Source organism: Streptomyces sp. NPDC052496, assembly GCF_040679095.1.
Taxonomy (GTDB): domain Bacteria; phylum Actinomycetota; class Actinomycetes; order Streptomycetales; family Streptomycetaceae; genus Streptomyces.
In genome coordinates this window covers 1-12545 of record NZ_JBFAUH010000015.1, presented here as the reverse complement: position 1 = coordinate 12545, position 12545 = coordinate 1, and the positions used below count along the sequence as shown (strand labels likewise).

The following is a 12545-nucleotide window of genomic DNA, read 5'->3' as shown; positions in this document are numbered from 1 at the left end:
CGGCAGGTGGTCTCCACCCGCCGGGGCGCGTAAGTGCCCGCGTCGGCCCCCGTTACGAACCGGAGCCCGAGCCGCTTTCGGAACCGGAAGCGCCCTCCGAGTCCGACGACTCCTCCGCCGCCTCCTCGGCGGCCGCCGCGCCGTTCTCCTCCAGCAGCCGGGAGAGCTGACGGCCCAGGATCCGCTTGAACTTCCGCTGCTGCGGACGCGTGCGGTCCAGGGTGGCGACCTCCAACTGGTCGGCGGACAGCGTGCGTTCGCCCCCGTTGTTGTCGCGCGAGAGCGACTCGACGGCCAGCTTCAGGGCCTCGCCCAGCGTCATGCCGTCGCGGTGCCGCTGATCGAGGTAACTGCTGATCTGATCGGCGTTGCCGCCCACCGCGACCGAACCGTGTTCATCCACGATCGAGCCGTCGTGCGGCAGCCGGTAGATCTGGTCGTCCTCGGGGGCGTTGCCCACCTCCGCGACGATCAGCTCCACCTCGTAAGGCTTCTCGGCGGCGCTGGAGAAGATCGAGCCGAGGGTCTGGGCGTAGACATTGGCAAGGCCGCGCGCGGTCACGTCCGCGCGGTCGTAGGTATAGCCGCGCAGGTCGGCGTAGCGCACGCCGCCGATGCGCAGGTTCTCGAACTCGTTGTACTTGCCGACCGCCGCGAAGGCGATGCGGTCATAGATCTCGCTGACCTTGTGCAGGGCACGGGAGGGATTCTCGGCGACGAAGACCACGCCGTCGGCGTACTGCAGCACCACGACGCTGCGGCCGCGCGCGATGCCCTTGCGGGCGTACTCCGCCCGGTCGGCCATGGCCTGCTGGGGTGAGACATAGAACGGCGTCGACACCGGCTATCCGTCCCTTTCTGTCAATGACTCTCTCAGTGGCGCGTGCATGACGGTCTCCCGTCCTCAGAGCAGCGCGGCGCGCGGGCCGTCGGGCTCGTCGAGCCGCCGCTCGTGGACAGCACGGGCGATCTCCGACACCTCGGCCTCGGTGTACCGCTTGAAGCCCTCGTCGGTGATCACCGTGACGATCGGGTAGATCCGGCGCGCCATGTCGGGACCGCCGGTCGCCGAGTCGTCGTCCGCGGCGTCGTACAGCGCCTGGACCACGGCCGTGGCGGCCTGGTTCTCCGTGAGGTCCGCGCGGTAGAGCTTCTTGAGGGCGCCGCGCGCGAAGACCGAGCCGGAGCCCGTCGAGGCGAAGCCGTGCTCCTCCGAGCGCCCGCCGGTCACGTCGTAGGAGAAGATGCGGCCCTTCTCGCGGTCCACGTCCCAGCCGGCGAACAGCGGCACCACGGCCAGGCCCTGCATGGCCATGCCGAGGTTGCTGCGGATCATCGTGGAGAGGCGGTTCGCCTTGCCCTCCAGGGAGAGCTGGGCGCCTTCGACCTTCTCGAAGTGCTCCAGCTCCAGCTGGAAGAGCTTGACCATCTCGACCGCGAGGCCGGCCGTGCCGGCGATGCCGACGGCCGAGTACTCGTCCGCCGGGAAGACCTTCTCGATGTCGCGCTGCGCGATGACGTTGCCCATCGTCGCGCGGCGGTCACCGGCGAGCACCACGCCGCCGGGGAACGACGCCGCGACGATCGTCGTGCCGTGCGGCGCCTCGATGGCACCCTGCACGGGCAGCGGCGGGCGCCGGCCCGGCAGCAGCTCCGGCGAGTGCTCCCCGAGGAAGTCCATGAACGACGAGGACCCGGGCGTCAGGAAGGCAGCTGGTAGATGCCCGGCGTGACGAGTGTTGGCTTCCACACGTTTCCTTCCGGATATTCGGCCGCCCGCCCCAAGACGTCCGGCCGATCCTTGAATTGGCCCAGCGCTGCGTTGCAGCTGAAGCACAGTACGTCCCGGACCTTACCTGTCCTGCGGTCATGATCCACATGCACGCGGGAACGGACGGGCCACGGCCGCGGCGGCCCGTCGCCTTCCGGCCCCCTCGAGCACGCGCCGACCCCGGGGACGGCCTGCTCGTACGCGCTCGGCGAGCGCATACCCGCGGCGCCGGGAACGCGCGGCCGCGTCACGGCCGCGCGCCCCGGAGCCGGAGCCGGCTCCCGTCGGTCCGGGACGGATCGCACGGCGTGCGCGGACCGTGGCCCGCTGCGCCCGCACGCCCCCGCACCGGCTGCCGACGGGGTCCGGCACTCCGTTACTGTCCGCCCTTTTGCACGAAGGACCGCACGAAATCCTCGGCGTTCTCCTCGAGCACGTCGTCGATCTCGTCCAGCACGGAGTCGACGTCGTCCGACAGCTTCTCCTGCCGCTCCTTGAGATCGTCCGCGGCCTGCGCGTCCTGCGACTGCTCCTCGGCCTCTTCGGTCGAACGCGTCGCCTTCTGCTGTCCGCCGCCGGTGTCCTTGGTCGCCATGTCCCTCACCCCGCTCGGTTCGCCCCGCTCGATGTGACTGTCAAGATCAGACCCTACAAGCAAGGTCTGACATCGGCCCTGTTCCTGTTCGTCTTCGTGCAACGTCCGGGAGTCACCCCGATGATTCCCGCCCGGGCAACCTTTAGCCCCGGATCGGGTGCCCGATCGGGGCCACGGTCACCCTCCGGAAAGGACCCGCACCAGGTCCTCGGCCGTACGGCACCGGTCCAGCAGCTCTTTCACGTGGTTACGGGTGCCGCGCAGCGGTTCCAGCGTCGGTACCCGTTGCAGAGAGTCACGGCCCGGCAGATCGAAGATGACCGAGTCCCAGGAGGCCGCGGCCACGTCGTCCGCGTACTGCTCCAGGCACCGGCCGCGGAAGTACGCCCGGGTGTCCTCCGGCGGCGCCTGGGCCGCCCGCGCGACCTCCTCGTCGGTCAGCAGCCGCTTCATCTTGCCGCGGGCCGCCAGGCGGTTGTACAGGCCCTTGTCGGCCCGTACGTCGGCGTACTGGAGGTCGACCAGGTGCAGCCGCGCCGCGTCCCAGTCGACGCCGTCCCGGCGCCGGTAGCCCTCCATCAGCTCCCGCTTGGCCACCCAGTCCAGCTCGCCGGACAGGCTCATCGGGTCGTGCTCCAGGCGCCCCAGCACGTCCTCCCAGCGGGCCAGGACGTCCTTGGTCTGCTCGTCGGCGTCCGCGCCGAGCCGGTCCTCGACGTACTTGCGCGCCAGCTCGAAGTACTCCATCTGGAGTTGTACGGCGGTCAGGGTCCGGCCGCTGCGCAGCGTGATCAGGTGGCGCAGCGACGGGTCGTGGGAAACCTGGTGGAGGGTGCGTACGGGCTGGTCGACGGCGAGGTCGACGGCGATGAAGCCGTCCTCGATCATGGACAGGACCAGCGCGGTCGTACCCAGCTTGAGGTACGTGGAGATCTCGGAGAGGTTCGCGTCCCCGATGATCACGTGCAGCCTGCGGTACTTCTCGGCGTCGGAGTGCGGCTCGTCGCGGGTGTTGATGATGGGCCGCTTGAGGGTGGTCTCCAGGCCGACCTCGACCTCGAAGTAATCGGCGCGCTGGCTGATCTGGAAGCCGTGCTCGTGGCCGTCCTGGCCGATGCCGACCCGGCCGGCCCCGGCGTAGACCTGGCGGGAGACGAAGAAGGGCGTCAGGTGGCGCACGATGTCCGAGAACGGGGTCTCCCGCTTCATCAGGTAGTTCTCGTGCGTGCCGTACGAGGCGCCCTTGTTGTCGGTGTTGTTCTTGTAGAGGTGGATGGGCTGGGCGCCGGGGACCTGGGCCGCGCGCTCGGCGGCCTCGGCCATGATGCGCTCGCCGGCCTTGTCCCACAGCACCGCGTCGCGCGGGTTGGTGACTTCCGGCGAGCTGTACTCCGGATGCGCGTGGTCGACGTACAGACGTGCCCCGTTGGTGAGGATCACATTGGCCAGCCCGATGTCCTCGTCGGTGAGCTGGCTGGCGTCGGCGTTCTCGCGGGCGAGGTCGAAGCCTCGGGCGTCCCGCAGCGGGTTCTCCTCCTCGAAGTCCCAGCGGGCGCGTCGCGCCCGGTGCATCGCCGCCGCGTAGGCGTTGACGACCTGGGACGAGGTGAGCATGGCATTGGCGTTCGGGTGGCCGGGGACGGAGATCCCGTACTCCGTCTCGATTCCCATTACTCGCCGTACGGTCATGCGGCCCTCCTTGCCCGGCGGCGCCCCCGGGTGGGGTCGGCGCTCAAGTACCGCTGCGCTTCCGGTCCGTGTGCGGCCCCCGCTTCCGCAGTGCGCGACGCGGCGGTACCGAAGAGCCTAGAACGCCTTTGCGGCGCTGGGGAGATCATTACAGTCATTGCTCCAGTCCGGTTTTCACCTGCTCCGTCGCCGCCTTCCGGGGATCACCCGCGTGGCCCCGGAAATGCGTCCGGCTGCGGACGCCCCGTGCAGGACATCCGCAGCCGGTCGGCGGTGTTACAGGTATTGGCCGGTATTCGCCACCGTGTCGATGGAGCGGCCGGTGTCCGCGCCCTGCTTGCCGGTGACCAGGGTGCGGATGTAGACGATCCGCTCGCCCTTCTTGCCGGAGATGCGGGCCCAGTCGTCCGGGTTGGTGGTGTTGGGCAGGTCCTCGTTCTCCTTGAACTCGTCCACGCACGCCTGGAGCAGGTGGGAGACGCGAAGGCCCTTCTGGTTGTGTTCGAGGAATGCCTTGATGGCCATCTTCTTGGCGCGTCCGACGATGTTTTCGATCATCGCGCCGGAGTTGAAGTCCTTGAAGTACAGGACTTCCTTGTCACCATTGGCGTAGGTGACCTCCAGGAAGCGGTTCTCCTCGGATTCCGCGTACATCTGCTCGACGACCGACTGGATCATCGCGCTGACCGCGGCCTTACGGGAGTCGCCGTGCTCGCCGAGGTCGTCGGCGTGCAGCGGCAGGCGCTCGGTGAGGTACTTCGAGAAGATGTCCTTGGCGGCCTCGGCGTCCGGACGCTCGATCTTGATCTTCACGTCCAGCCGGCCGGGGCGCAGGATCGCCGGGTCGATCATGTCCTCGCGGTTGGAGGCGCCGATGACGATGACGTTCTCCAGGCCCTCCACACCGTCGATCTCGGAGAGCAGCTGCGGGACGATGGTGTTCTCCACGTCCGAGCTGACCCCGGAGCCGCGGGTGCGGAAGAGGGAGTCCATCTCGTCGAAGAAGACGATGACGGGGGTGCCCTCGCTCGCCTTCTCCCGGGCCCGCTGGAAGACGAGGCGGATGTGCCGCTCCGTCTCACCGACGTACTTGTTCAGCAGCTCGGGGCCCTTGATGTTGAGGAAGAAGCTCTTCCCCGCCGGCTTGCCGGTCACCTCGGCGACCTTCTTGGCGAGCGAGTTCGCCACCGCCTTGGCGATCAGCGTCTTGCCGCAGCCGGGCGGCCCGTAGAGCAACACGCCCTTGGGCGGGCGCAGTTCGTGCTCCTTGAACAGGTCCGGGTAGAGGTACGGGAGCTCGACCGCGTCACGGATCATCTCGATCTGGCCGCCCAGACCGCCGATCTTCGTGTAGTCGATGTCCGGGACCTCTTCGAGGACGAGCTCCTCGACCTCACTCTTGGGGATGACCTCGTAGACGTAGCCGGAGCGCGGCTCCAGGAGCAGGGCGTCGCCGGGACGGATGGTGATGTCCAGCAGCGGCTCGGCGAGCCTCACCACCCGTTCCTCGTCGGTGTGCCCGATGACCAGGGCGCGCTCGCCGTCCTCCAGGATCTCCTTGAGGGTGACGATGTCCCCGGCGTTCTCGTACTCCATGGCCTCGACCACGTTGAGCGCCTCGTTGAGCATGACCTCCTGGCCACGCCGCAGCTCGTCGAGGTCGACGCTCGGGCTGACGTTCACCCGGAGTTTTCGGCCTCCGGTGAAGATGTCGGCCGTACCGTCCTCGTTCGCCTGCAGGAAGACGCCGAAGCCGGCCGGCGGCTGCGCGAGCCGGTCGACCTCTTCCTTGAGGGCCACGATCTGGTCGCGCGCCTCACGCAGTGTGTTGGCGAGACGCTCGTTCTGTGCCGATACACCGGCCAGGTTGGTCTGCAGCTCGACGATCCGCTCTTCGAGAATCCTCGTGTGACGCGGAGAGTCGGCGAGCTTGCGTCGCAGGACGGCGATCTCCTGCTCAAGATAGGCAACCTGGCCGGCAGGGTCGTCAGACCCCCGCCCCGGCCGGATGCCGCGGTTGATGTCGTCGTCGTGGGCTGCCACGGTCCTCACCTCCTCCAAGGGGAGCTGGACGCTTCCTGACCCTACCTGGGCCGGTGCAGGTTGAAACCCCTAGATCGAAAAGACTGTCGGGGTGTGTCCGATCTTCACCCTTGCGCACGTCCTCACCTCAGGGGGATACCCACCCAACAACATCAGAAAGCGGACGGTTGTATCGTCGAGACGGTCAACACCCGTCAGGGTGGGCCCCATTTGATTCACGTACGCAGGAACGGCAGGCGAGATGACGGCGCAGGACGAAGCACTGGAGGTCTGGATCGACCAGGACCTCTGCACCGGCGACGGCATCTGTGCGCAGTACGCGCCGGAGGTCTTCGAACTCGACATCGACGGTCTGGCTTATGTGAAAAGCGCCGACGACGAGCTGCTCCAGGACAAGGGGGCCACCACCCCCGTACCCCTGCCGCTGCTCAATGACGTACGGGACTCCGCCAAGGAGTGCCCGGGCGACTGCATCCACGTACGCCGCGTCTCCGACCAGGTGGAGGTCTACGGCCCGGACGCGGAGTGAGCACGGTGTGACGGTTCACACACCTTCGGTACCGGAAGAGGCGGGAAGTTCGCTCTGGACGAACTTCCCGCCTTTCCATTGCCACTTGATCTGCTCGCGTACGTCCGGGCAGCAGCGCGGCACGCCGGTCGAGGAGTACCCCAGGAGTGTCGCGGCGATCACACCGTCGCGTACGGCGACACCGTCCACGCTGCGCTGCCGCGCGGGCGCCAGCAGGGTCGCGGCGACCCGCGGGGCGCGCCGGCCCTCCGCGGGGCGGGTGAGGACGTACACGCCGCTCGGCGGGGTGCCGGTCTCGGTGTGGCAGCGGACCACGGCGACGGTCTCCGGGCCGCCGTCGCCGTCCAGGTCGCCGGTGGCGCTGTCGACCACGTCGAGGCGGTTCGGGCCGCAGTCCACCGGGTAGGTGGCGGCGCGCGGGTCGGGGGCCGGTCCGGCGGCGGCCGTGCGGGCGCCGGGTGCGGCGTCGGTGGTGGCCGTGGCGTCGGGCGGCTGGACGAAGGACGCGGCCGCTACGACCGCCGCGAGGGCGGCGGCGGTGGCGAGCCAGTGCAGAGCGCGGGTGCGGGTGTGCGGAAGGTCCTGGCCTGCCGAGAGCTGCACGCGGGGTAACTCCTGTGAAGAGCTGTGGCGGTGGGAGTGCCCAGCATCGTTCCACAGGGCGGGCCGCCGGGGAACACGCGGGCCGGGAATCCGGCCGCCGCGTCCCTGAACGAAGCGGCGCCGCCGACCGTTCCCGGCGGGCGGGAACGGGTCGGCGGCGCCGGACGGTTCGAGTGCCGCGTACAGGGGCGCGAACGGCCGCTCGGCCGCGCGACCCCGGTACGTACGGCGGTCAGCCGCGCTCCGCGCCTCCACTGGCACTGCCGGGACCGGTGTAGTCCTCGCCGTACGCGCCCTTGGCCGGGCGGCGCCGGCGCAGCGGCGGCTCGACGCCGTCCGCGAGGCGGCGGGCGGTGAGCAGGAAGCCGGTGTGGCCGATCATGCGGTGGTCCGGACGGACCGCCAGGCCCTCGACGTGCCACGTACGGACCATGGTCTCCCAGGCCGACGGCTCGTTGAAGGTGCCGTGCTCACGGATCGCCTCGACGGTACGGGCCAGCTGCGTCGTCGTGGCCACGTACGCGCACAGGATGCCGCCCGGGACGAGCGCCTTGGAGACGGCCTCCAGGCACTCCCAGGGGGCGAGCATGTCCAGGATGACCCGGTCGACGTCCGTGTCGGACAGGTTGTCCTGGAGGTCACCGACGGTGAGCGTCCACGCCGGGTGCGGACCGCCGAAGTACCGCTCGACGTTCTGCGTGGCGATCTCGGCGAAGTCGGCGCGCCGCTCGTAGCTGTGCAGCATGCCCTGGTCACCGATGGCGCGCAGCAGGAAGCTGCTGAGCGAGCCGGAACCCACCCCCGCCTCGACGACGCGCGCGCCGGGGAAGATGTCGGCCATCGCCAGGATCTGCCCCGCGTCCTTGGGGTAGACCACGGCGGCACCGCGGGGCATGGACAGGACATAGTCGGGGAGCAGCGGGCGCAGCGCGAGGTAGGCGACGTTCCCGGTGGTACGGACAACACTGCCCTCGGGAGCACCGATCAGCTCGTCGTGGGGGAAGGCTCCCTTGTGGGTGTGGAAGCTCTTGCCCTCTTCGAGCGTGAACGTGTAGTGGCGTCCCTTGGGATCGGTGAGCTGGACCTGGTCCCCGACCTTGAAGGGCCCGCGACGGCGGGCGGCACCGGTCGGTTCGGACATGTGACCAGCCTACCGGGCTTGGGGGGTGGTTCGTACCAGGGTGGGGGCGGGGCGGGGGCTGGGGGGGCGGGGGCTGGGCAGGGCGGGGGCCGGGCACGGGGGTGGAGCAGGGCAGGGGTGGGGGGCAGGCAGGGCCGTGCGGGCGGGGGTGGAGGGCAGGCCCGGTGCGGGGCGGGGCACGGGGGTGGGCGGGGCGGGGGCACAGGGCTGGGGCAGGGCGGCCAAGGGGTGGCGGGCCGGGACGCGAGGGAGCCGGGCGTGGGACCGGGGACGCGAGACCAGGGGCGTGGGGCCCGGGAGCGCGAGGCCCGGGGACGCGGGGCGCGGGGCCCAGGGGCGCGGCCCGCGGGGCCCAGGAGCGGGGCCCAGGGCGCGGCGCGCGGAACGCGGGGCTGGGGACGCGAGACCCGGGGCCCGGGACGCGGGCCCGGAACGCGGGCCCAGGACGCAGGGCCCAGGACGCAGGGCCCGCCGCGTTACGGAGCGGTCCGCCGCCCTACGGGGTAAATCGAACGCCCGCGCTCCCCCACCGGGGGGTTACCCAAGGCGGGCGGACGGCAAGCCACGGGGCCGGGGCGAAAGGGGTGGGGTGAGCCGGGTGGGCCAGGCCCGCCAGGCCCGCCACGAAGAGGAACGATCAGGACGGGCGGGCCATGGCGGCCACGAAGGCCCGCTCGACGTCGGCGGTGGACAGGACGCCGTAGATCTCACCGGTCTCCTCGACCACCAGGTACTCGGTGGCGGGGGTGGCGCGCAGGTAGTCCAGGAGGTCTTCGCCGGCCAGTTCGGCGGAGACCCGCATGCCGTCCTTCAGGTCCTGGGCCAGGCCGCTGACGGCCACCCACGGGCGGCGGTGCTCGGGAACGCCGACGATGGCGGTCTCCCGTACGACCGCGGTGGGCCGGCCCACCCGGTCCACGACGACCAGGGCCCGGGCGCCCGCGTCGTTGGCACGGCGCAGCGCCTCGGACAGCGGGGTGTCGGCTTCCACCGGGACGGCGCGCCGGGTCAGGGTGCGGGCCTGGAGGTCCGGGAGACGTTCGCGCAGGCGGGCCATGCGCAGGCTGTTGCCGGCGCCGGTCCAGATGATCGCGGCGAGGATCGCGGCGAGCAGCGCGTCGGTGATCGAGTCGGCGCCGCCGAGGTCGGTGGGCGCGTTGCCCAGGGCGCCGGTGTGGGTGAGCAGCGGCAGCCCGATCAGGACCGAGACGGCGAGCGCGCGGCCGACCCAGGCGGCGGCGACGGTGCCGGTCATCGGCCTGCCGGTGATCTTCCACACGACGGCGCGGAGCATCCGGCCGCCGTCCAGCGGGAGGCCGGGCAGCAGGTTGAAGACGGCGACGATGAGGTTGGAGATCATCAGTCCGGCGAGCAGGACGCCGGGTACGGTGCCGGGCTCGACCAGTTCCATCCCGCCGTAGAAGAGGCCCGCCAGGACGAGGGAGAGCAGCGGGCCGACGAAGGCGAGGACGAATTCGCGGCCGGGGGTCTCGGACTCCTTCTCGATCTCGGAGACGCCGCCGAAGAACTGGAGCTGGATCCGGCGTACGGGGAGTTTGAAACGCAGCGCCGCGATGGTGTGCGCCAGCTCGTGCACCAGCACCGAGGCGTAGAAGGCGACGGCGAAGAAGAGCGAGACGAGGTAGCGGGCGGCGCCCAGCTCCGGCAGGACCCGTTCGAGCTGGCCGCCGAAGACCCAGGTGATCAGGGCGGCGACGACGAACCAGCTGGGGGCCACGTAGACCGGTACGCCGAAGGGGCGGCCCATGAGGATGCCGCCGCCGGTGCGCCTGCCGCGGCCGTCCTTGGCCGGGCGCTGCTGGGAGGGGCGGCCCCCGGACGGCCTGGTGCGGCCGGCGGCGCGGGCCGGGTCGGACGGTCCGGGCGGGTTGGGCGGTCGGTGGTGCGCGGACTCCTCGGGGTCCTGCGGCTTACCACTCTCGTCCACGGCGTCCCCTCGTCGGTTGCGGCCTTCGCTCCTGTCCGTCCGGTTCCTGTCCGGTACGACATGTCGATCATGCAGGGCGAAGGGGTCTGGCGTCGATGGTATGCGGAGTGCTTCGTGACGCCCCGCCTCGGTCTCCCATTGTGATCCCTCGGTTGCGGGGGCTGTCAGTGGCGGGCCGTAGGGTCGGGTGTCATGGGAACGAGCACCGAAGAGGCGGGGCCGGGCGCAGCGGGCGCCGGTAGCAGCGGCGACAGCGCCGGTACCGGCGACGACGGCCGTACCGGCGGTCACGGCATGAGCGGCGGCGTCGGCGAACAGGGCGGCGCGGCCGCCGGGGCGACCGACGCGGCCCCGGCCCCCCGCCCGACCGAGGAGCCCGGCGGGACTGTGACATCCGCCGCAGTCCCCACTCCCCCGGCGCCGCCCGCCACCGCTGCCGGCGCCCCCGCGCCCGCTGCCCCCACACCTTCCGCCACGCCCCCCGGAGACGCCCCCCTGCCCGCCCCTGCCCGCCCCGCCACCCGCCCCGTCTCGCTCTCGCCGTCGCGGGCGGGCGACTTCATGCAGTGTCCGCTGCTGTACCGCTTCCGGGTGATCGACAAGCTGCCGGAGAAGCCGAGCGCCGCGGCCACGCGCGGCACGGTGGTGCACGCGGTGTTGGAGCGCCTCTTCGACGCCCCGGCGGCGCAGCGTACGGCGGGCGGTGCGCGCTCGATGGTGCCGGGCGAGTGGGAGAAGCTGCTGGCGAAGCGGCCGGAGCTGGCCGAGCTGTTCGCGGACGACCCGTCCGGTGAGCGGCTGGCGGCGTGGCTGGCGGACGCCGAGGCGCTGGTGGAGCGGTGGTTCACGCTGGAGGACCCGACGCGTCTGGAGCCCGCCGACCGTGAGCTGTATGTGGAGACGGTGCTGGATTCGGGGCTCCAGCTGCGCGGTTTCATCGACCGGGTGGACGTGGCGCCGACGGGCGAGGTGCGCCTGGTCGACTACAAGACCGGCAAGGCGCCCCGCCCGGAGTACGCGGACGGCCCGCTGTTCCAGATGAAGTTCTACGCGCTGGTGATGTGGCGGCTGCGCGGCCGGGTGCCGCGGCGGCTGCAGCTGGTGTATCTGGGCAGCGGTGACGTGCTGACGTACGACCCGACCGAGGCGGACCTGCGGGGCGTGGAGCGCAAGCTGCTGGCGCTGTGGGACGCCATCCAGCGGGCGACCGCGACGGGTGACTGGCGGCCGCGCCGTACGAAGCTGTGCGGGTGGTGCGACCACCAGGCGGTGTGCCCGGAGTTCGGCGGTACTCCCCCGCCGTATCCGCTGCCGGTGCCGGCGCCCGGCCGGGCTCTCCCTGTGGAGGTGTCCGGGGAGGGGCAGGGCAGAATGGGCCTGGTCTAACGAAGGAGTTCCTGTGGCAATCCGCGTCCTGCTGGTCGACGACCAGCCGCTGCTGCGTACCGGTTTCCGGATGATCCTGGAGGCCGAGCAGGATCTCGCGGTCGTCGGCGAGGCCGGGGACGGTCTGCAGGCGCTGGAGCAGGTGCGGGCGCTGCAGCCCGACGTGGTGCTGATGGACATCCGGATGCCGCGGATGGACGGGGTCGAGGCGACCCGGCAGATCACCGGCCCGGCGAAGGACGGTCCGGCGAAGGTGCTGGTGCTGACCACGTTCGATCTGGACGAGTACGTGGTCGAGGCGCTGCGCGCGGGGGCCAGCGGCTTCCTGCTGAAGGACGCGCCGGCCCAGGAGCTGGTGCAGGCGATCCGGGTGGTGGCGGCGGGCGAGGCGATGCTCGCGCCGAGCATCACGCGCCGGCTGCTGGACAAGTACGCGGGCCATCTGCCGTCGGGCGAGGAGCCGGTGCCGGACACCCTGCACACGCTGACGGAGCGTGAGGTGGAGGTGCTGAAGCTGGTGGCGCGCGGTCTGTCGAACGCGGAGATCGCCGCGGATCTGTTCGTGAGCGAGACGACGGTCAAGACGCATGTCGGGCATGTGCTGACGAAGCTGGGGCTGCGGGACCGGGTGCAGGCCGCGGTGTACGCGTACGAGAGCGGGCTGGTGCGTCCCGGCGCCCAGTGACGCCGGCGAGGCGGAACGCGCCCGGCCCGCCGGCGCAGGCACGAGAACGGCCCGGTCCGCCCCACCCCGGGGAGCGGCGGCACGGGCCCGTGGCGGGTGCGGGGGCCGGGTCAGCCCCTCATCAGCTACCCGAAGCGGAACACCGTGGAGGCGGA

Annotated in this window: 11 protein-coding genes and 1 pseudogene; 3 read left to right on the top strand and 9 right to left on the bottom strand. The window is 71.2% G+C overall.

Annotated features, from left to right (window positions below; genetic code table 11):
- Positions 1-52: 52 nt before the first annotated feature.
- The 6 genes and pseudogenes from prcA to arc form a co-directional block, all read right to left on the bottom strand.
- Positions 53-841: a proteasome subunit alpha gene (gene prcA, locus AB0L45_RS20620; RefSeq protein ID WP_365841869.1), complete on the bottom strand. Its 789-nt coding sequence runs from the start codon at positions 839-841 to the stop codon at positions 53-55.
- 63 nt (positions 842-904) lie between these two features.
- Positions 905-1750 (bottom strand): proteasome subunit beta, encoded by an 846-nt coding sequence (gene prcB, locus AB0L45_RS20615; protein ID WP_365841867.1) that lies wholly within the window; start codon positions 1748-1750, stop codon positions 905-907.
- Positions 1702-1881: pseudogene (locus AB0L45_RS20610) on the bottom strand (endonuclease domain-containing protein); the annotation flags it as partial. The pseudogene AB0L45_RS20610 and the gene prcB, both read right to left, overlap by 49 nt.
- A 266-nt stretch (positions 1882-2147) precedes the next feature.
- A complete protein-coding gene (locus tag AB0L45_RS20605; RefSeq protein WP_030017432.1) occupies positions 2148-2366 on the bottom strand; it encodes a ubiquitin-like protein Pup in 219 nt (72 codons plus the stop codon).
- Between the two features lie 177 nt (positions 2367-2543).
- Positions 2544-4055 (bottom strand): depupylase/deamidase Dop, encoded by a 1512-nt coding sequence (gene dop, locus AB0L45_RS20600; RefSeq protein ID WP_365841864.1) that lies wholly within the window; start codon positions 4053-4055, stop codon positions 2544-2546.
- Between the two features lie 276 nt (positions 4056-4331).
- Positions 4332-6098 (bottom strand): proteasome ATPase, encoded by a 1767-nt coding sequence (gene arc / locus AB0L45_RS20595; protein ID WP_365841862.1) that lies wholly within the window; start codon positions 6096-6098, stop codon positions 4332-4334.
- Positions 6099-6339: 241 nt separating this feature from the next.
- On the opposite strand from arc, the gene AB0L45_RS20590 reads away from it, so the two are divergent.
- A complete protein-coding gene (locus tag AB0L45_RS20590; protein WP_365841860.1) occupies positions 6340-6627 on the top strand; it encodes a ferredoxin in 288 nt (95 codons plus the stop codon).
- Between the two features lie 15 nt (positions 6628-6642).
- Here the strand turns inward: AB0L45_RS20590 and AB0L45_RS20585 are convergent, their stop codons facing one another.
- The 3 genes from AB0L45_RS20585 to AB0L45_RS20575 all read right to left on the bottom strand — a co-directional run bounded on the left by AB0L45_RS20585 (position 6643) and on the right by AB0L45_RS20575 (position 10319).
- Entirely contained in the window at positions 6643-7230 is a 588-nt protein-coding gene (locus AB0L45_RS20585) for a hypothetical protein (protein ID WP_365841857.1), read from the bottom strand.
- 232 nt (positions 7231-7462) lie between these two features.
- Positions 7463-8371: a tRNA (adenine-N1)-methyltransferase gene (locus tag AB0L45_RS20580; RefSeq protein WP_365841855.1), complete on the bottom strand. Its 909-nt coding sequence runs from the start codon at positions 8369-8371 to the stop codon at positions 7463-7465.
- A gap of 637 nt (positions 8372-9008) precedes the next feature.
- A complete protein-coding gene (locus AB0L45_RS20575; RefSeq protein ID WP_365841853.1) occupies positions 9009-10319 on the bottom strand; it encodes a site-2 protease family protein in 1311 nt (436 codons plus the stop codon).
- 192 nt (positions 10320-10511) lie between these two features.
- Here AB0L45_RS20575 and AB0L45_RS20570 point away from each other — a divergent pair, with 192 nt between their 5' ends.
- Positions 10512-11705 (top strand): PD-(D/E)XK nuclease family protein, encoded by a 1194-nt coding sequence (locus tag AB0L45_RS20570; RefSeq protein ID WP_365841851.1) that lies wholly within the window; start codon positions 10512-10514, stop codon positions 11703-11705.
- Positions 11706-11718: 13 nt separating this feature from the next.
- Positions 11719-12390, top strand: a complete 672-nt coding sequence (locus AB0L45_RS20565; RefSeq protein ID WP_003981597.1) for a response regulator transcription factor — start codon at positions 11719-11721, stop codon at positions 12388-12390.
- The last annotated feature ends 155 nt before the right edge of the window (positions 12391-12545 follow it).